Annotated in this window: 19 protein-coding genes; 7 read left to right on the forward strand and 12 right to left on the reverse strand. The window is 61.3% G+C overall.

Features of this window, described 5'->3' with window-relative positions:
* Window positions 1-54: 54 nt before the first annotated feature.
* Window positions 55-552, forward strand: coding sequence for a transcription elongation factor GreB (gene greB, locus AC1DQM_RS26915; protein WP_018929803.1), 498 nt, complete (start codon window positions 55-57; stop codon window positions 550-552).
* Between the two features lie 33 nt (window positions 553-585).
* Here greB and AC1DQM_RS26920 read toward each other — a convergent pair whose 3' ends face one another.
* From AC1DQM_RS26920 to AC1DQM_RS26930, 3 genes are all read right to left on the reverse strand, one after another.
* Complete coding sequence (locus AC1DQM_RS26920) at window positions 586-894, reverse strand: hypothetical protein (protein WP_007939981.1); 309 nt, start codon at window positions 892-894, stop codon at window positions 586-588.
* Between the two features lie 261 nt (window positions 895-1,155).
* Window positions 1,156-1,590 (reverse strand): DoxX family protein, encoded by a 435-nt coding sequence (locus AC1DQM_RS26925; protein ID WP_018929804.1) that lies wholly within the window; start codon window positions 1,588-1,590, stop codon window positions 1,156-1,158.
* A 103-nt stretch (window positions 1,591-1,693) separates the two neighbouring features.
* Complete coding sequence (locus tag AC1DQM_RS26930; RefSeq protein WP_018929805.1) at window positions 1,694-3,115, reverse strand: MltF family protein; 1,422 nt, start codon at window positions 3,113-3,115, stop codon at window positions 1,694-1,696.
* A gap of 237 nt (window positions 3,116-3,352) precedes the next feature.
* Here AC1DQM_RS26930 and AC1DQM_RS26935 point away from each other — a divergent pair, with 237 nt between their 5' ends.
* From AC1DQM_RS26935 to AC1DQM_RS26945, 3 genes are all read left to right on the forward strand, one after another.
* Window positions 3,353-4,162, forward strand: coding sequence for a TatD family hydrolase (locus AC1DQM_RS26935; RefSeq protein WP_018929806.1), 810 nt, complete (start codon window positions 3,353-3,355; stop codon window positions 4,160-4,162).
* A 110-nt stretch (window positions 4,163-4,272) separates the two neighbouring features.
* A complete protein-coding gene (locus AC1DQM_RS26940) occupies window positions 4,273-5,754 on the forward strand; it encodes a methyl-accepting chemotaxis protein (protein WP_477747097.1) in 1,482 nt (493 codons plus the stop codon).
* Window positions 5,755-5,886: 132 nt separating this feature from the next.
* Window positions 5,887-6,255 (forward strand): terminase, encoded by a 369-nt coding sequence (locus tag AC1DQM_RS26945; RefSeq protein ID WP_477747098.1) that lies wholly within the window; start codon window positions 5,887-5,889, stop codon window positions 6,253-6,255.
* Here the strand turns inward: AC1DQM_RS26945 and AC1DQM_RS26950 are convergent, their stop codons facing one another.
* The 3 genes from AC1DQM_RS26950 to AC1DQM_RS26960 all read right to left on the reverse strand — a co-directional run bounded on the left by AC1DQM_RS26950 (window position 6,256) and on the right by AC1DQM_RS26960 (window position 8,290).
* Window positions 6,256-7,053: an acyl-CoA thioesterase gene (locus tag AC1DQM_RS26950; RefSeq protein ID WP_019582555.1), complete on the reverse strand. Its 798-nt coding sequence runs from the start codon at window positions 7,051-7,053 to the stop codon at window positions 6,256-6,258.
* 144 nt (window positions 7,054-7,197) lie between these two features.
* Complete coding sequence (locus AC1DQM_RS26955) at window positions 7,198-7,965, reverse strand: CHAD domain-containing protein (protein WP_064616708.1); 768 nt, start codon at window positions 7,963-7,965, stop codon at window positions 7,198-7,200.
* Window positions 7,966-8,011: 46 nt separating this feature from the next.
* Window positions 8,012-8,290, reverse strand: coding sequence for a hypothetical protein (locus tag AC1DQM_RS26960; RefSeq protein ID WP_111454876.1), 279 nt, complete (start codon window positions 8,288-8,290; stop codon window positions 8,012-8,014).
* Between the two features lie 219 nt (window positions 8,291-8,509).
* Here AC1DQM_RS26960 and AC1DQM_RS26965 point away from each other — a divergent pair, with 219 nt between their 5' ends.
* Window positions 8,510-9,559, forward strand: coding sequence for a patatin-like phospholipase family protein (locus AC1DQM_RS26965; protein ID WP_018929812.1), 1,050 nt, complete (start codon window positions 8,510-8,512; stop codon window positions 9,557-9,559).
* A 49-nt stretch (window positions 9,560-9,608) separates the two neighbouring features.
* On the opposite strand, the gene AC1DQM_RS26970 is transcribed toward AC1DQM_RS26965, so the two are convergent.
* The 6 genes from AC1DQM_RS26970 to kdpF form a co-directional block, all read right to left on the reverse strand.
* Entirely contained in the window at window positions 9,609-10,307 is a 699-nt protein-coding gene (locus tag AC1DQM_RS26970) for a response regulator (RefSeq protein ID WP_086944657.1), read from the reverse strand.
* Between the two features lie 48 nt (window positions 10,308-10,355).
* A complete protein-coding gene (locus AC1DQM_RS26975; RefSeq protein WP_477747099.1) occupies window positions 10,356-13,007 on the reverse strand; it encodes a DUF4118 domain-containing protein in 2,652 nt (883 codons plus the stop codon).
* Window positions 13,008-13,160: 153 nt separating this feature from the next.
* On the reverse strand, window positions 13,161-13,706 hold the full coding sequence (gene kdpC, locus AC1DQM_RS26980; RefSeq protein ID WP_064616700.1) for a potassium-transporting ATPase subunit KdpC: 546 nt from the start codon (window positions 13,704-13,706) through the stop codon (window positions 13,161-13,163).
* 240 nt (window positions 13,707-13,946) lie between these two features.
* Window positions 13,947-16,004: a potassium-transporting ATPase subunit KdpB gene (kdpB, locus tag AC1DQM_RS26985; protein WP_477747100.1), complete on the reverse strand. Its 2,058-nt coding sequence runs from the start codon at window positions 16,002-16,004 to the stop codon at window positions 13,947-13,949.
* Between the two features lie 10 nt (window positions 16,005-16,014).
* Complete coding sequence (gene kdpA / locus AC1DQM_RS26990; protein WP_477747101.1) at window positions 16,015-17,709, reverse strand: potassium-transporting ATPase subunit KdpA; 1,695 nt, start codon at window positions 17,707-17,709, stop codon at window positions 16,015-16,017.
* 8 nt (window positions 17,710-17,717) lie between these two features.
* On the reverse strand, window positions 17,718-17,807 hold the full coding sequence (gene kdpF, locus AC1DQM_RS26995) for a K(+)-transporting ATPase subunit F (RefSeq protein WP_007899818.1): 90 nt from the start codon (window positions 17,805-17,807) through the stop codon (window positions 17,718-17,720).
* 326 nt (window positions 17,808-18,133) lie between these two features.
* On the opposite strand from kdpF, the gene eat reads away from it, so the two are divergent.
* Window positions 18,134-19,498 carry an ethanolamine permease gene (gene eat, locus AC1DQM_RS27000; protein WP_413694714.1) on the forward strand — a complete coding sequence of 455 codons (1,365 nt, stop codon included), beginning with the start codon at window positions 18,134-18,136 and terminating at the stop codon, window positions 19,496-19,498.
* Between the two features lie 128 nt (window positions 19,499-19,626).
* Window positions 19,627-19,794 (forward strand): DUF2897 family protein, encoded by a 168-nt coding sequence (locus AC1DQM_RS27005; protein ID WP_008006000.1) that lies wholly within the window; start codon window positions 19,627-19,629, stop codon window positions 19,792-19,794.
* Window positions 19,795-19,810 lie beyond the last annotated feature (16 nt).

Genomic DNA, 19,810 nt, shown 5'->3' on the forward strand with positions numbered 1-19,810 from the left:
TCAAGTACGCTTGTTTAAAAACCCGATTCAAGAACTCAACCACAAGAAGTCGCCATGAGCCGTTATCGCCCTCCCCGCACCGCCGGCACCGCGCTGATCACCCCCGAAGGTGAAGCGCGGATGCGCGCCGAGTTTCATGAGCTCTGGCATGTGCGCCGACCGCAAGTGACGCAATCGGTCAGCGAGGCGGCGGCCCAGGGCGATCGCTCGGAAAACGCCGAATACACCTACGGCAAAAAGATGCTGCGCGAGATCGATAGCCGTGTGCGCTTTCTCACCAAACGGTTGGAAGCGCTCAAGGTGGTCAGTGAAAAGCCCAGCGATCCGAACAAGGTCTACTTTGGCGCCTGGGTCACGATCGAAGACGAGGACGGCAAAGAGTCGCGCTATCGCATCGTCGGCCCGGATGAGCTGGACTTGAAGCTAGGCCTGATCAGCATCGACTCACCGCTGGCCCGCGCCTTGATCGGCAAGGCACTGGACGCCGAAGTGCGAGTGCAGACACCAACCGGTGAGCAGTGCGTGTATATCGTGGCAATCGACTATTTTTGAGCCACGGTGCTCTAAGCCGTAGAGCCCTGAGCCTCAGCAGCGGGCAATCAGCCCTTGGCGCGCGACGCGGGTCAGTTGCCTGATCACTTCAGGCGCGTCCTCGGCGCTGGGTGCCTGAATCACCGCCAGATCGAAACTGTCAGTCGCGAAGCGCTCCAGCGACTCGCCATCTTCGACAAACTGGATCAGGAATGCTGCCGGACCGCCGGTGCGACGTGGCCAGCCATCGAGGTAACGCAACAGCGTCGGCTGATGTTTACCGCCAAGCAGGATTTTTGGATTGCGCTGGGTGAGATGTGCCGTAATCGGCGCGGGGCGTACAACGGGGTTCAATGCATTCATTGTGTCGTGTCTCTGCCTCAAAAGTCTGCATGGCAGGTGAGAGGCAACACCGAACCAGCGCTTTAGCGGTATTTCGAAGCCTGTTTCAAGCTTCTATCGGCAACTGAATGAGTCACCTGGCGCCCCGCAAGTAGCTGTTTAAATCGGCGCATGAGCAGCATCCTAGAGAAGCTGACCGGACAGTGTCAAGAATCGCCAGCAACAAAAAAAGGCCCGCACAGTGCATCACACTGCGCGGGCCTTTTTGTCGAGTCAGAGCGGTCAGTCGGCGATGGCGCGGTCGACCGAGAGCTTGCCTGCGCCTTCGATCAGCACTGCGAGGCTGCCACCGAGCAAGGCCAGGGCGAATTCATAACCGTTGTTGGCCATGAACAGACCGTTGCTGATGTGCACCGAGAAAATCGCAACCAGCGAGAGGAAGGTCAGCCCCAACGCCGCCGGACGTGCCAGCAGGCCGATGATCAGCGCCAGACCGCCGAAGAATTCAGTACCACCAGCCAGGATTGCCATCAGGTGACCGGGCGCCAATCCAATGCTTTCCATGTACTGCGCGGTGCCGGCAATGCCGTAGCCGCCGAATGCCCCGAAGAGTTTCTGTGAGCCGTGGGCCGCGAAGATGATGCCGACGAAAATCCGCAGAATCGTCAGGCCGTAGCCAGCGCGGGTAGACAGTACCTTGTTGATCAGTGTGCTCATGCTGTGTCATCCATTGTGAGAGTGTGTTGGTTGGTCGCCATATTAATCGGTTTATCTCATGTTAAAAGCGCAAAAAACGCACCATAACAATCAGATTAGTCGATCATTTACGTAAGGCAACTTTCTGCCCCTGAGGCTCCAACGATTCCCGCTCCCGATCGAACGCCAGGTAATACTTGTTCACGCTATTAACATAGCTGACAGCCCCCATTCCCACCTGCTCCATGGCGATGCGCTCAACCTGGAAAAACCACTGATTAGGATTCAGGCCGCGCCGCCGAGCCTCGGCCCGCATGCCCTGGACCCGCTCCGGTCCCATGTTGTAGGCCGCCAGCACGAACGCCATCCGTTCACGCTCGTTGAGTTTGGGGCTGGCAAAGAATTTGCGGCGGATCATCGCCAGGTACTTGGCGCTGGCCTGCACATTGGCATCGAGATTCTGAATGTCACTGACGCCAACCCGTTGGGCGGCCGAAGGTGTTATTTGCATCAGGCCGGTGGGGCCACCGCCATTTCTGGCGGAGGGTTGCAACGCCGATTCCTTGAAGGCCAGCGCTGCCAGGTTCAGCCAGTCCATGTCCTGGGCTTGAGCGTGTTTTTGCAGCACCGGTCGAAGTTTTTCCAGGCGCTGACGATCGGCCTTGGCCAAGGGATAGTGCACTTGATACAGGCGCCGGTAGATCCGCAGGAACGCCGCATCCTGGTCCGACGGTTGTTTGTAGGTGGTCAAGAAACGGTCGATGCTCGCCCGCAGCATCGAGGCGTCGCGGCGTACGAACCAGTATTCCTCGCCCGGCTCACGGATGAGGACCTGTCGATCGAAGCGCAACTTGGGCAGGATCTTGCCCCAGCGCTCGGCGATCGGTTGCTCGACGATGGTCAGATGGAAGATCCCGCCCTGGACCATTTCCAGTACGTCCTCGACGGCCAGGCTTGGGTCGACCCACTCGATCTTCACCGGGGGCAGTTTGTGCAGCGCGAGCTTCTGATTGATCTGGCTGACCGCATCCCCGGCAGCACTACCGGTGGGCAGCGCGAGGGTTTTACCCGAGAGTTGTTCAAGGTGGGTGTAACGCCGTTCGCCTTTGATCCCCACCAGCAGTAACGGCACGTCGCTGGCAATCGGCTCACTGGTGCTGACCGCGTGCCCCGATTGCGGATCAAGCAATTCCCCCGGCGCGACCAGATCGCCCTCCCCGCGCTGCAACGCTCCGAGCAGTTGATCCTTGGCTTTGGGAATGATCTTGAGGGTGATTTCCTGGCCGTCACGGGCGTGGCCATTAAGGTATTGCTCGAAAGCCCGCAGGCGGTGGTATTCAACGCCGATGGCCTGGCCCTGGACTTCGCCGGAGCTGTTGCGGCTCTGGTTGACCAGCACCCGCAGCACACGGCTACTGCGAATCTCCGCCAGGTCGCGGACCTTGGCTGCCGGTACGGCTTGCAACGGCCCGGCCAGACGCGCAACCGCCGGCATCGGCAGCAGCAACGAACAACACAGCAGTAACAAAACCGAGGGACGTGTCATCCACTCTCCGGAAAGAATACTGGCCAACCTCATGAGTGATTTCATGACATCGGGCAACAGAAACAGAGCGCTTGAAGCGCTGATAAAGTGCGAGAGAGTGGCACAGTGATGGCAAGTCTACCAACCCCGACCTGCCTCGCGGCCTCAACAGACAGCTTTAACTCGTTGTAGTTCTTGGTTTTTCTTATAAATCTACAGCTCTGATATGCTTTCCGGCCTTTGGTCCGAGGTAGCACCATGCAACTCATCGATATCGGCGTCAACCTGACCAACCCCAGTTTTGCCGACAAACACCAGGCTGTACTCGACCGTGCCTACGCTGCCGGGGTCTGCCAACTGGTGCTTACCGGGACCAGCGTCGAGGGCAGCGAACAGGCGCTGGAACTGTGCCGGCAACTGGACGAAAGCGCTCAACGACTGTTCGCTACCGCCGGCATTCACCCGCATTCAGCCAGCGACTGGAACGCCGACAGCGCCCAGCGTCTGCGCAGTTTGCTCAAGGAGCCGAACGTAGTGGCCGTGGGTGAATGCGGCCTCGATTTCAATCGTGATTTCTCGCCCCGCCCGCAACAGGAAAAAGTCCTAGAAGAACATCTGGCAATGGCGGTCGAACTGCAACTGCCGGTGTTCCTGCACGAGCGCGACGCCAGTCAACGACTGCTGGAGATCCTGCACGATTACCGCGATCAATTGCCGGCTGCCGTGGTGCACTGCTTCACCGGAGAAAAGAAGGCGCTGTTCAGCTATCTCGATCTGGACTTGCACATCGGCATCACTGGCTGGATCTGCGACGAACGCCGGGGCACGCACCTGCATCCGTTGGTCAAGGAGATTAAACGCGGGCGCTTGATGCTGGAGAGCGACGCGCCGTATCTGCTGCCCCGCAGCTTGCGCCCCAAGCCGAAGAACGGTCGCAACGAGCCGGCGTATCTGACTGAAGTGTTGCGTGAAGTGGCGTTGCATCGCGGGGAAAGCATGGAAGATCTCGCCGCCCACAGCACCGCCAGCGCCCGGGCGTTTTTCGGGTTGCCCTCGATCCCCCAGTAACCACTTGAGAACCGTGGCGGTCATTGACCCATATCAAGATTCGACGCACTGAGTAGCGGCACAATAATGGCACCTTGCCAAAACTGTTTCCGCTATCAGAGAAGACCTCCATGGGTGCCTGGCTTAGCAATATCTCGCTGAAATACAAATTCTGGGCAGTCAACGCCGTCGCCTTTGTCACCACCCTGTTGCTGGTGCTGTACGCCGTGCAGCTCGAACAACAGGCCCGCAGTCACGCCGCGCAAGTATCGGCCCAGGCCCAGGCACGATTGCTCAGTGCCTGGCCTGTCGGGCAGCCGCTGCCCAAGGCCGACAACCTGCTGACCTTCAATCGTGGGCAGGCGCCTTTACTGAACGGGCAACCGCTTCTGGAACTGACCGATACCCTCGGCTGGGTCCAGATCAATGCCATGCCGCTGTTCGGGGAAAATCCGTTGATGGGTGCCGAGGTGTTCGCTCGTCCCGACGGTCAACAGGTCGCGGTCGTTGCCTACAGCCCGAGCCTGAGCCAGGTGTTCGGCGAGCGCTTCACTCACTACGCGGTAGCGGTGTTCATCCTGATGCTGGCGATGCTCGCTGCGTCGCAACTGTTGATCCGCTTCCTGCTCAGCCAGCTCAACACCTTGAAAGACGTGATGCTCCACGTCGAGAAAACCGGTGACCTGTCGGCCCGTGTGCCCCTGGCCTGCAAGGACGAAGTCGGGCAGATGGCCAACGCCTTCAATGCCATGCAGGCCGGCTACCAGCGGGTGGTCAACACTGTCGCCAGCACCGCCCGGCAACTGGACGTCGGCGCCGCGCGACTGGCCGCGAGCATGAATGAAGTGCGTCACGGCATGCTCGGCCAGCAAAGCGAAACCGATCAGGCCGCCACGGCGATCAACGAAATGACCGCCACGGTCCATCACATTGCCCAACATGCCGGCGCCACCCGCGACCTCTCGCAAACCGCCGACACCCTGGCTGGCAGCGGTCAGGAAGTGGTGACTCGGGTGCAAAAATCGATTGGCGGATTGTCCACCGGCGTGCAGCAAACCGCCGAGATGATTCAGCGCCTGGCCGAGGACAGCCAGAAGATCAACGGCGTGGTCAACGTGATTCACAGCATCGCTGAACAAACCAACCTGCTGGCCCTGAACGCGGCCATCGAAGCGGCCCGGGCCGGTGAAATGGGCCGAGGGTTTGCGGTAGTCGCCGATGAAGTGCGCAACCTGGCCAAACGGGTCCAGACGTCCACCGACGAGATCACCACCATGGTTTCAGCGCTGCAGGCCGGGACTCGGGACGCGGTGGATTTCATGCAGGAAAGTTCGTACAAGGCGGACGACTGCATGCAACAGGCCCAGGAAGCCAGTGTGGCCCTGGCTGAAATCACCGGTGCGGTGGCGCAAATGCGTGAAAGCAATACGCAGATCGCGGTGGCGGCCGAGCAGCAGAGTCATGTGGCGGAGGAGATGAATCGGGCCGTGGTGAGCATTCGCGACGTGACCGAGAACACCGTGAAGCAGACCGTGAACTCGGCGATTACCAGCAATGAATTGGCGATGTTGGCCGGGGAATTGAGCAAGGCCATCGGGCAGCTCAAGCTTTAAGGGCCCGCGAAGGCAGTCAACATGAATATCGACCATGACCCCTATCGCGCCGATAGCCAGCCTTGATTCGCCGACGTCTTTCGCCCGACCTATTCTTTGTTCATGAGCCTCAACGAACCAAGGATAAGCATCATGGGTAAACGTCATCCCAACCTTCCCGCCTGGCAATGGCGCCTGTACCCGCACAATCACCAGCACCCGATCAATCTGGTGTTGCACCTGATTGCCGTGCCGCTGTTCATCGTGGCGTTTTTGCTGATGGTCTCGGGGGTGTTCAGCCTGGATCTGGCGAGCTTCGCAATTGGCGTCATCGGCCTGATTGCCGCCCTGGGCCTGCAGCGTCACGGTCATAGCCTGGAGGCGCAAGCCTCCGAGCCGTTCAGTGATCGCAAAGACGCAGTATCACGCTTGCTGGTCGAGCAGTTCCTGACCTTCCCCCGGTTTTTCTTCAGTGGCGGCTGGTGGCGCGCCTGGCGCGAACGCCACCGTCGCCATCGCTGATCAGGCGAAAATCGTGACGGTCTGCCGACTCATGGCGATCAACTGACCGTCTTCGCTCCAAAGATTGGCGGCGGCGTGCCCGTAGCCGTCAGCGGCATGTTCGATGTCCACCAGGTACTTGCACCAGTCCAGCGTACTCAGCGCCAGCAACGGCTGGACGAATTCGATGGTCCAGGTGAGCGTGCTGCCTGCCGCCGGTTTCTTCAGATGCGACAACAAGGACGGCGGCCAGGCGTCGACCAGCGCCAGGATATGGGCTTCGCTGACCGACTCGCCCTCCCCATCCCCGCGCAAGCGTACCCAACCACCCATGTCCCGCGATTTGTTACCGGTAAACGGCATGCCACCGACACTCCAGCGCATGGCCAGGTAACGCATGAATTCCGGGGTCACGCCTTTGATGTACGGCAGTTCCTGACAGTCGTCCCAATGCTTCATCTCAGGAGCCGGGTTGGCCGCGACCACCACTTCGGAGGTTCGCGAAGCGCCGAAGCTGCCCTGGACCAGCGTCACCACCTGCCCCTTCTGCATCGCCCGGCCCAGCACCTGGCTGACGGCTTTGCCTTCGCGCAATACGTCAACTTCAAAACTGACCGGTACATCGGGCTCGACCGGGCCAACAAAGGTGATTGCCAGCGAGCGCACCGGACGATCCGCCGGGACTTTTGCGCGCATGGCTTCGTATTGCAAGGCGGCGATCAGACCACCAAAACTCGCCCGCCCCTGGCCCCACTCAGGTGGAATAGACACTTCCTGCGGCTGGCTGCGAACAGCGTCGAGCAGATCGGAAAAGCGCATGGAAACCTCAGAGACTGGGAAATGGATGGAGCGATCTTAACCAGCCCGCAAGGCCGGCACAGCGCTTATTCCGGCCAAAATTACTGACAGATGAGCCGTGCTCGGCTGGAACCCACATTGGATTCGTGGGGATTCGTGGTGGTTTCAGGATTTGAAACAGGCTCTGCTGAGTTTGTCGAGAACACGGTCGGCGCGCTCTTCGGCTTGGGCCATGGTGGTTTTCCAGACTTCGACACATGGCTGCAAATCAGGCTCTTCCTTGGCGCGGGCCAGCCATTGCCAGCTGTCGTGCCAATCCCCCAAGGCAGCCTGAGCCGACTTCAGCCTGGGCATGGCCGCTTCCGGCAAACGATCCAGTTCGGGATAAGCTTCGATGCCATAACGCGCACGCTTGATCAGCAGGCGCAGACGATGGCGGTCATGGGCGGGATCGTGCAGGGCCTGGTCGAGTTTCTTCCATTGTTTGGCCAGGCGTTTTTCGATGCGCTGGCGCAAGCCCTTGAGCAAACCCTGGCGTTGGGAGGCCCGCAGGAACCGCGGAAAGGCGTCGAGGATCATCAACAACTGGGTCAGCTCCGGGCTCATCGCCACGGCGGGATAAGCCTCAGCCATCCGCGCCATGCGCCGATGCGCGGCCTCGGGTTGATTGTGCTGGAGCAAGTACGCTGCCAGCACTTCACGATCACGCAACGGTGTGGTCAGTTGGCCGACCCGGGACGACGCTGCTTCCAGTTGTTCTACCCCGGGCAAACCGCGCAAGGGTCGCAGCAGACTGCGCAATCTGCGCACGGTGGTGCGCAGATCGTGCAGCGCTTCGGGATCGGTGCGGGCACTCAAGCGAGCCTGACAGGCCAGCAAACGGACTTCCAGGCCCAATACTTGAGCCACCAACCGATCAACCACGGCAGACATCGCGTACTCCCTGAATCGAATTACCCTGAGTACGCTCCATCATGCCTCAACGGCCGGCGCGGGACTCACGAATGTAGAAGCGGGCCTTCTCGGCCTTCCTGGTACAACCTTCGTACGCTTCGAATTGTTGCTGGGTCTTGGCACCGGTCAGCAACGACAGCGCCTTGGAGTAGCTGACAGTCCCGGCGAAACCCTCGGCCTTGGCCAGATCCAGTTCGTGCCAGGCAGCGTCGATCTGGCTACCGCAGCTGTCACGGTAAGCGGTTTTACCGGCACAACCGGCAAGCGCCAACGCAATCAAAGGCACACAAATCCAGGCTTTCATCACTCACACCTCAAAGATAGTAGACAGTCGTGCAGGTAAGACCGCTCTGGCGCGCGAAAAGTGCCTTGGACCCGCAGTGGAAACTATAGCGCTCGCGAGGATACCGACTCGCCTTCGTTGAGTGTCAAAAAACGACGCCAGCTCCCGTCGAACGACCATAGCGATTGAAGCGAGCCCCTCGTTGGGTGCATTGTTGAACCTTGTCAAAGAGGTCGATTCATGAAAAAGCGTGTCGCACTGGTGTTGGGCTCGGGCGGTGCCCGGGGCTACGCCCATATCGGCGTCATTGAAGAGATCGAACGGCGTGGCTACGACATTGCCTGCATCGCCGGTTGCTCCATGGGCGCGGTGGTCGGCGGGATCTATGCCGCCGGCAAACTCGATGATTATCGCGACTGGATCGAGAGCCTGGATTACCTCGACGTGTTGCGTCTGGTGGATGTCAGCTTCCGCCTGGGCGCGATTCGCGGGGAGAAGGTCTTCGGGCAGATCCGCAAGATCGTCGGCGAGATCAATATCGAAGACCTTCGCATCCCCTACACAGCCGTGGCCACGGACCTCACAAACCAGCAGGAAATCTGGTTCCAGGAAGGTTGTCTGCACCAGGCCATGCGTGCGTCGGCGGCGATCCCCAGCCTGTTCACCCCCGTGATGCAGGGCAATCGAATGCTGGTGGACGGCGGCATCCTCAACCCGTTGCCGATCGTGCCGGTGGTGTCGAGCCATTGCGACCTGATCATCGCGGTCAACCTCAACTCCACCAACCAGCGTCACTATCAACTGCCGGTGATCCAGCGCCCGGCGGCATTCAAGACTCGCTTCGACAGCCTGATCAGCTCGCTGGGCTCGAAATTGCCTTTCCGCCGCAAACAGGCAGAGCAATTGCTGCTTCTCGAAAAGGAAGCGCTGATGGCAGAAGCGGCCGAGATCAACCCGTGGATCGAATCCGCCCAGCCCGAAGCCCAGCAACCGGCCGCAGCCCCGGAAAGCGACGGCGCACCGAAATCCGCCACCGGGTCGTTCATCATCGACAACGTCGGGCCAGCGTCTTTGCTGGACCTGATCAACCAGAGTTTCGAGGTGATGCAGACGTCATTGGCGCAGTACAAGATTGCCGGGTATCCACCGGATATCCTGATCAACGTGCCCAAGCGGGTGTGCCGTTTTTTCGAGTTCTACAAGGCGCCGGAGCTGATCGCGCTGGGGCGGGAGATTGCCCGGGATACGCTGGATCGGTATGAGAGTGAGCGCAATGAAGATTGGCGGTAAAGCGTACTGACGATCGTTCCCACCCAGAGCGTGGGAACGATCAACAGAACTAAAGGCTGACTTCACTCAACAACCGATACCCCACCCCCGCCTCGGTGACAATGAACCGCGGCTGAGTCGGATCATCCGCCAGTTTCTGCCGCAAATGCCCGACTACGATCCGCAGATAGTGACTGTCTTCGGTGTGGGTCGGCCCCCAGATATCCTTGAGCAATTGCTGCTGGGTGATCACCCGCCCCGGATGCCGCGCCAATTGCGCCAGCACGGCGTATTCCTTGCGCGTCAGTGCCACTTCGGCGCCGTCCAATAGCACCCGGCGATAAGCCAGGTCGACAGTGAGCGGACCGAAATTGAGCGCTGCTTCCTGGGCCTCACCCGTTGGCGCCTGACGCAGCAAGGCGCGCACCCTGGCGAGAAACTCCTGGATGCCGAACGGCTTGGTCACGTAGTCGTTGGCGCCGCCATCCAGCGCCTGGACTTTCTGCCCTTCACTAGCGCGCACCGAGAGCACCAGTACCGGCACCGTCGACCACTCGCGAAACTCGCGCAATACCTGCTGGCCGTCCATGTCCGGCAGGCCGAGGTCGAGCACCAGCAGGTCGGGTTTGTTCAATGCGGCCTGGGCCAGGCCTTCCGAGCCGGTGCCGGCCTCCAGCACTTTGTAGCCTTGGGAGGCGAGGCTGATGCGCAGGAATTTACGGATCTGCGGTTCGTCGTCAATGACCAAAATGGTCGCGGTCTGGCTCATGAATTCACATCAACACAAAGAGGTGGCAAGAGAGTAGCGCAGGCGGGATCAGGCTTCACTGTCCAATCCCGGCTGAGTCTGCAACGGCAAGTGCAGCGTGATGCAGGTGCCGCGCCCTTCGATGCCGTCGGCGACGCTGATCCGCCCGCCATGGGCACCGACCATACCCTGACAGATCGCCAGCCCCAACCCCGTACCCTGCCCGCCACGATCGCCACGAGCAGCGGTGTAGAACATGTCGAAAACCTTCGCCCGTTCCTCTTCCGGAATCCCCGGCCCCTCATCGCTCACCGAAAAAAACAGCTCGCTGTCAGTGGCGCCGGCGCGTAATTCAAGACGTCCGAGGGGTGGTGAGAAACGCGCGGCGTTTTCCAGCACATTGACCAGTGCTTGCTCGATCAACGCGGCATGCACATAGAGCAGCGGCAGTTCGGCCGGCACTTCGGTCACGACGTGCAACGACGCCAGCACCGCGCGCAGACGATTAAGTGCACTGCCGACGATGTCTGCCGGCGATACCCAGTCCCGCGCCAGCTTCAGGGCGCCGTGACCGAGGCGAGTCATGTCCAGCAGGTTTTGGATGTAGCGATCCAGCCGTTCGGCTTCATCGCGGGTGCCTTCGAGCAGTTCGCGGCGGTCCGCAAGCGGAATCGCCTCGCCCAGCGCCAACAGGCTGTCGATGCTGCCGCGCATGGAGGTCAACGGCGTGCGCAAATCGTGGGACACCGACGCCAGCAGCGCGCTGCGCAACTGTTCGGTTTCGCCATGCAAGCGCGCGGCCTCAAGATCATCGGCCAGTTGCGCCCGGGCCAACGCCTGGGCCAACGGTTGGCTCAGCGCGGTCAGCAAGCGCCGACGCTGGCCACTCAGGGTCTGGCCTTCTTTGGCACACACGCCGAGCAATGCCAGCGGCCCGTCGTCCACCGACAATGGCCACCACCACCAACGTCCGAACGGTAAGGTGCCGGTGCCCGCGCCTGCCGGTTGATCGTGTTGCCAGGCCCAATCGGCGGCGGCGCGCTCGGCCTCGGAAAACTCCAGCGGCCCACCGGTTTCGACTTTCCAGCCGCTCTGGCCATCGCGATTAAGCAGGCACAGTTTCAGGTCGCTCCAGCCGTTGAGATGCTGGGCCGCGGCGCTGACCACGGCCTGACGGTCGGTGGCGGCGGTGAGTTTGCGCGACAGGTCGAGCAGTTCGCTGGTCTCTTCCTGAGTATCGCGCAAGGCTTCCAGTTGCCGCCGTTGCCGCGCTGCAAGGTTACCGGTCAGTGCCGCCATCAACAGGAAGAACAGCAAGGTCAGCACGTCTTCTTCGCGCTGGATGGCAAATGAGAATTTCGGTGGAATGAACAGAAAGTCATAAGTCAGAAACGACAGCGCCGCACAGGCCAGCGCCGGGCCAAGACTGCTGCGCACCGCCACCAGCAACACCGCCGCAAGGAACACCAACGAAATGTTGGGCAGCGGCAAGACGCTCGACACCGCCCAGGCCAGGGCACTGGCGAGCACCGTCGCCACCAGCGCCAAGGCGTAATCGAACCACACCAGCGACTGCACCGAACGCTGACGTGGCTGATGCTGTTCGTGATCGCTGTCGAGCACGTTGATTTCCAGCCCGCGAGCATCGCGCAGCAAGCGCGACGCCAGACCGCCGCCGAACAACCGTCGACGCAAACGCTGGCGTGACTGGCCCACCAGCACCAGGCTGGCGCGACGTTCGGCGGCGTGCTGGATCAGGGTTTTCGCCACCTCACCGGCGCGCAGCAACACCACTTCGCCACCGAGGCGTTCGGCCAGTTGCTGGGCACTTTGCAGGCGCAGGCGCGACTGTTCATCACGCACCCGGCCGTTGTCCACATGCACCAGGCTCCATGGCAGATGCCGCCGCTGGGCGACGCGACTGGCGTGACGCACCAGACGCTCGGCCTGCGCATCGCCATCGACGCCCACCAGCAAGCGACCACGCACCGCTGGCGCCGCTTGCCCCAACTGGCGATACCCCTGCGCCAAATCGTTATCGACCTGAGCGGCGGCGGTTTGCATCGCCAGTTCGCGCAGGGCGGTGAGGTTGGTCTGGGTGAAGAACGCATCGATGGCCGCCCGCGCCTGCTCCGGCACGTAGACTTTGCCGTCGCGCAGACGCTCCAGCAACTCGCGCGGCGGCAGGTCGATCAGCAGCAGTTCGTAGGCTTCTTGCAACACCCAGTCTGGCAGGGTTTCACGCACCTGTACGCCGGTGATACCGCGCACCTGATCGTTGAGGCTTTCCAGATGCTGGACGTTGACCGTGGTGAACACGTCAATGCCGGCAGCCAGCAATTCCTGGATGTCTTGCCAGCGTTTGGTGTGACGGCTGCCGGGGGCATTGGTGTGGGCCAGTTCGTCGACCAGCACCAGTTTCGGTTTGGCGGCGAGCAAGCCATCGAGGTCCATTTCTTCGAGCATTACGCCACGGTACTCCGAGCGCACCAACGGCTGCTGCGGTAAACCGGCGAGGAGTGCTTCGGTTTCGGCGCGGCCATGGGTTTCGACCACCCCGGCCAGGACTTTCACGCCCTGGCGCAGTTGAGTGTGGGCGGCCTGGAGCATGGCGTAGGTCTTGCCGACCCCCGGAGCGGCGCCCAGGAACACCTTGAGCCGGCCGCGGCCATCGCGGGGCAGGTCTGCTAACAGCGCGTCGGCGCGGCCGGAGTCACTCATCTGTCATTGCCTTGTTCACTTTGTTGATCGTTCCCATGCTCTGCGTGGGAATGCAGCCAGGGACGCTCCGCGTCCCAGTCGAAGCGGACGCAGAGCGTCCATAGATGCATTCCCACGCAGAGCGAGGGAACGATCCTTCCAACCTTCCAACCTTTACAACTTTTCCAGCGCCGCATTCAACTCAAACACATTCACCACCGGCGGCCCCACCAACGGCCGCTCGATGTGCGCATCCAGCAGTTGTTCAAGCGTAGACACCGGCAGATTGCGCGCTGCCGCGACACGCGCCAGTTGATAGGTAATCGACTCTGGTGGCAAGTGCGGATCGAGGCCGCTGCCGGAGGTGGTCAGCATGGCCAACGGCACCGGTCCCTGCCCGGCCACCTGCAGCTTATTGGCCTCCTCGATCACCCGAGTGGCCAGCGCCGGATTACTCGGCGAAAGGTTGCTGGCGCTGCTCGACACAGTGGCAAAGGCACCGGCCGATGGCCGTGGGTGGAACCAGGCGTCGCCGACAAAATCCTGGGCAATCAGCGACGAGCCACGGACCTTGCCGTCGGCGTCGCGCACCAGGCTGCCATTGGCCTGGTCCGGGAAGGCAACCTGGGCAACGCCGGTCACCACCAAGGGGTAAGCGACGCCGGTGATCAGGGTCATCAGCACCAGCAGGCTCAGGGCCGGACGTATCAGTGTGGACATTTCAAAATCCTCGATTCGATAAAAAACTCAGGTCTGGATGCTACTGCTCAGGCAATAGTGCTTCTTGTGGTGAGGGGGCTTGCCCCCGTTGGGTTGCGCAGCAGCCCCAATACGGCAACCGCGAGCTGTCTGGCCCAACGAGTTGGCTGGTTTCAGGACTGCTACGCAGTCCAACGGGGGCAAGCCCCCTCACCACAAAAGCTCCCTCGCCACAAAAGCCCCTGCCTCAAACAACAACCGCTAAACCAGATGCAACGCCGTCAACAGCATGTCGATCGCCTTGATGCCCACGAACGGCACCAGAATCCCGCCCAGTCCATAGATCAGCAGATTGCGTCGCAACAACGCCGCCGCACTCGCCGCCTGCACTCGCACACCGCGCAGCGCCAGTGGAATCAGCACCACAATGATCAGGGCGTTGAACACGATCGCCGACAGAATCGCGCTCTGCGGACTGCGCAGGTGCATGACGTTGAGCACACCCAATTGCGGGTAGATCGAGGCGAACAGCGCCGGCAGGATCGCGAAGTATTTGGCCACGTCGTTGGCGATGGAAAAGGTGGTCAGCGCACCACGGGTCACCAACAATTCCTTGCCGATCTGCACCACGTCCAACAGCTTGGTCGGGTCGCTGTCGAGGTCGACCATGTTCGCCGCTTCCCGCGCAGCTTGCGTGCCGTCGTTCATCGCCATGCCCACGTCCGCCTGAGCCAGGGCCGGGGCGTCGTTGGCGCCGTCGCCGCACATGGCAACCAGCCGACCGTCGTTCTGCTCATGGCGAATGCGCGCCAGTTTCTTCTCCGGCGTGGCTTCGGCCAGTACGTCATCCACGCCCGCTTCGGCAGCAATCGCGGCGGCGGTCAGCGGGTTGTCGCCGGTAACCATGACCGTGCGAATCCCCAGCTTGCGCAGTTCGGCGAAACGTTCGCGGATGCCGGGTTTGACCACGTCCTTCAGATGAATCACACCGAGCAATTTGCCGTCGGCGCACACCAGCAGAGGCGTACCACCGCTCTGGGCGATCTTGTCGATTTCCCGGGACAGGGCGGGAGCCAGATCAGCGCGTTTCAGACCGACGAAATTCAGCAGCGAATCCACCGCGCCCTTGCGATAGACCCGGCCCTGATAGTCGACACCGGACAGGCGGGTTTCAGCGCTGAACGGCACGGCGGTCAGTACTTCGGGGGACGGTTCGGGGTGCGAGTGAAGACCGCGCAGGTACTCGACGATGGATTTGCCTTCAGCGGTGTCATCGGCCAGAGAGGCGAACAACGCGCCTTCGGCCAGTTCCTTGGCGCTGACGCCTGGTGCGGCATAAACCGCGCTGCAGCGACGGTTGCCGAAGGTGATGGTGCCGGTCTTGTCCAGCAGCAGGACGTGCACGTCCCCCGCCGCTTCCACGGCGCGACCGGATTTGGCGATCACGTTCAGGCGCACCAGACGGTCCATCCCGGCGATACCGATGGCCGACAGCAAGCCACCAATGGTGGTCGGAATCAGCGTGACCAACAGCGCCACCAGGAACACCAGCGGCAGGTTGCCGTTGGCGAAGTGGGCGAACGGTTGCAGGGTCACCACCACCAGCAGGAAGATCAGGGTCAGGCCGATCAGCAGGATATCCAGCGCGACTTCGTTCGGGGTTTTCTGGCGTTTGGCGCCCTCGACCAGCGCGATCATGCGGTCGAGGGTCGACTCGCCGGGGTTGGCGGTGATGCGCACCAGCAGCCAGTCCGACACCAGTCGAGTGTTGCCGGTGACGGCCGAACGGTCGCCGCCGGACTCGCGAATCACGGGCGCCGATTCACCGGTAATCGCCGCTTCGTTGACCGCCGCGATGCCTTCGATCACCTCGCCGTCACCGGGAATCATCTCCCCCGCTTCGACGCGCACCACATCGCCCTTGCGCAGGCTGACGGCGGGCACTACCTGAAAGCTGCCATTGGCACTTTTGCGCCGGGCGCTCAAGCCAACACTGCCGGCCTTGAGACTGTCGGCGCGGGCCTTGCCGCGACCTTCGGCCAACGCTTCGGCGAAGTTGGCGAACAGTACGGTGAACCACAACCACAACGCGATTTGCGCGGCGACGAAGGTCGGCACGGCGCTGTCGGGAATGAAGCACAACACGGTGGTGAGGATGGCGGTCAGTTCCACCACCAGCATCACCGGCGCACGCTGCAATTGCCGTGGGTCGAGCTTGACGAACGCTTGCACCAGCGCCGGGCGCCAGAGGGCCGAGATCGCAGTTTTCGGTTGTTCCGGCGCTTTGGCGGCGACGGTTTTGGTAACGGGCATATTCATCATTAGATCCTCAGAAGCCCATGCTCAAGTGTTCAGCGATAGGACCCAGCGCCAGTGTCGGCAAGAAGGTCAAACCACCCACCAGCAAAATGGTCACGGTCAGCAAGGTCACGAACAGCGGGCCATGGGTGGGGAAGCTGTTCTGGCCAATCGGCGCGGTTTTCTTCATCGCCAGGCTGCCGGCCAGGGCCAACACCGGAAGGATGTAACCGAAGCGCCCGATCAACATGCCCAGCCCCAGCATCAGGTTGTGGAACGCAGTGTTGGCACCGAAGCCGCCGAAGGCAGAGCCGTTGTTGGCACTGGCCGAGGTGTAGGCGTAAAGCAACTGACTGAAACCATGAGCACCGGGGTTGCTCACCGCCGCCACCGGCCCTGGCAGGCTGGCGGCAATCGCGCCGAGCACCAGCACGCCCACCGGCATCACCAGCAAGGTCACCACCAGCAGCTGAACTTCCCGGGCTTGCAGTTTCTTGCCGAGGTATTCCGGCGTGCGACCGATCATCAGCCCGGCGAGGAACACCGCGATCAACACGTTGAGCAACATGCCGTAGAGCCCGGCACCGACACCGCCGAAGATCACCTCGCCGACCATCATGTTGACCATCGCGACCATGCCACTCAGCGGGCTGAGGCTGTCGTGCATGCCGTTGACCGAACCGTTGGACGCTGCGGTAGTGGTCACCGACCACAGCACGGTGGCGGTGGTGCCGAAACGTGCTTCCTTGCCTTCCAGCGGCGCGGTCTGTTCGACGGCGACGTTGGCCAGGGTCGGATTGGGTTGGTATTCAGCCCACAGCGAAGTCGCGCCGCCGATCAAAAACAGCGCCAGCATGCAGGCGATGATCGCGCGGCTCTGACGCAGGTCTTTGACGTAATGGCCGAAGGTGAACACCAGCGCCACCGGGATCAGAATGATCGAGGCGACTTCGAACAGGTTGCTCCACGCCGTCGGATTCTCGAACGGATGTGCCGAGTTGACGCCGAAGAAGCCACCGCCGTTGGTGCCCAGTTGCTTGATCGCAATCTGGCTGGCGGCCGGGCCGAGCGGGATCACCTGATCGACGCCTTGCATCGTCACGGCATTCACATACTGCGCGAAGGTTTGCGGCACGCCCTGCCACACCAGATACAGCGCCAGCAGCAAGCACAGAGGCAGCAGGCCGTAGAGGGTGGCGCGGGTCATGTCGACCCAGAAGTTGCCCAAGGTCTTGGTCGACTTGCGACCGATGCCGCGACACAGTGCAACCAGAACCGCCAGGCCGGTGGCGGCGCTGACGAAGTTCTGCACGGTGAGACCAACCATCTGGCTCAAGTAGCTCAGGGATGCTTCGCCACTGTAGGACTGCCAATTGGTATTGGTCATGAAGCTGACAGCGGTATTGAACGCCAGCGTCCACTCCTGGCCAGGCAGGTTTTGCGGGTTCAGTGGCAAGTGATCCTGGAACATCAGGATCGCGAACAACAGTAAAAAGCCCGCGAGGTTGAAGGCGAGCAAGGCCAGGGTGTATTTCTGCCAACTCTGTTCGGCCTGCGGATCGACGCCGGCCACCCGATAGCAGCCACGCTCCACCGGGCCGAGAATCGGCGAAAGCCAGGTACGCTGCCCTTCCATCACCTTGTAGTAGAAGCGCCCCAGAAACGGTGCCGGAATCAGCACCACGGCGAAGAAGGCGAGGATCAGCCAATAGTCATAACTGTGCATAGCCGCTCCTAGTTCCGGTCCGCGCGCAACAGCGCAACCAACAGATAAATGAACAGCCCCACTGCCAATAGCAGTGACACTCCGTCCAGAACGCTCATGGAAGTTCTCCGTGTTACGGCGTATTGCCGCGTGTGGAGTGATTGTCGGCAGGGAGGCTGTAAAGGAGCGAGATCGAGGGGTGTGGCGGGACATAAAGAATGTGTAAAGAGTGGGTTTATGCCGGGGTTGCTGTGGTGCCCGGGCTTGCTCGCGAAGGCGGCAGCACTGACGACACTGCCCCCAACTAGCGCACAAAAAGCGGCTAATCCGCCGCGAACATCCCCGATACGACACCTTTTCGCGCTTTACGACTGCCATCACAACACTGGCACGTCCGCTGCACACGCCCTCCCCCGAGCTTTCCAAACCGTTCAGGGGGTAACATATGAACACACAACTCAAACCCACGCTGGGCACGCTGCACCTGTGGGGAATCGCGGTCGGGCTGGTGATTTCCGGTGAGTACTTCGGCTGGAGTTACGGCTGGGGCGTGGCCGGTACGCTGGGCTTTCTGGTGACCTCATTCATGGTCGCCACGATGTACACCTGCTTCATCTTCAGTTTTACCGAGCTAACCACCGCGATTCCCCATGCTGGCGGTCCCTTTGCCTACAGCCGCCGAGCCTTTGGCGAGAAAGGTGGGTTGATTGCCGGGTTGGCGACGCTGATCGAATTCGTCTTCGCGCCACCGGCGATTGCCTTGGCGATCGGCGCCTATCTGAACGTGCAGTTTCCCGCTCTCGACCCGAAACACGCAGCGGTCGGGGCGTACATCGTGTTCATGGGCCTGAACATTCTCGGCGTGAAACTGGCCGCCACCTTCGAACTGGTGGTCTGCGTATTGGCAGTCGCCGAACTGCTGGTGTTCATGGGCGTGGTCGCCCCGGCGTTCAGTTTCAGCAACTTCGCCCTCAACGGCTGGGCCGGCTCTGATGTGTTCGGTGCGCCGGCGATTGCCGGGATGTTCGCGGCGATCCCGTTCGCCATCTGGTTCTTCCTGGCCATCGAAGGCGCGGCCATGGCCGCCGAAGAAGCCAAGGACCCGAAACGCACGATTCCCAAGGCCTACATCAGCGGCATCCTGACCCTGGTGCTGCTGGCGATGGGCGTGATGTTCTTTGCCGGGGGTGTCGGCGACTGGCGCACCCTGTCGAACATCAACGATCCGCTGCCGCAAGCGATGAAAGCCGTGGTTGGCGAAAGCTCCAGCTGGTTGCACATGCTGGTGTGGATCGGCCTGTTCGGCCTGGTGGCGAGTTTCCACGGGATCATCCTCGGCTACTCGCGGCAGTTCTTCGCCCTCGCCCGGGCCGGTTACTTGCCGGCATCGCTGGCCAAACTGTCGCGTTTCCAGACCCCGCACCGGGCAATCATCGCCGGTGGCGTGATCGGCATCGCGGCGATCTACAGTGACGGCTTGATCAACCTCGGCGGCATGACGCTGACGGCGGCAATGATCACCATGGCGGTATTCGGTGCGATCGTGATGTACATCATGAGCATGCTCAGCCTGTTCAAACTGCGCAAAACCGAACCGAACCTGGAACGCACTTTCCGCGCGCCTTGCTACCCGTTGCTGCCATTCATTGCGCTGGTGTTGGCGGTGGTTTGCCTGGTGGCGATGGCCTGGTTCAACACCTTGATCGGGTTGATCTTCCTCGGCTTCATGGCAGTGGGTTTCGTGTACTTCATGCTGACCGCGCAACTGCGTGCCGATGCGCCGGCGGATGCGATGTTGACCGGGCTCTAAACAGCCGCAGTGCTGCTGTCGGATCAGGCATAGAATGGAACCACTGCGAAATTCCATCGCTCAAAAGTGGTATGCACGATCGGTTGGCGAAACCCTTGTCCACCGGTCTGCCCTTAAGGAGAACTCCTATGCCCTGGTATGCCTGGTTGATTCTGATCGTTGCCATCGGCTCGATCGTTGGCGGTTTGATGATGCTGCGTGACACCGCCAACAAGGTCGAATTGACTGAAGAGCAACGTAAGCGCGTCGCCGAACGCAACGCGGAAGCGGATGCCAAGGATGCGCAGGACCGCTGACCGAAATTGTGGTGAG

The organism is Pseudomonas sp. 01L34 (assembly GCF_056400265.1).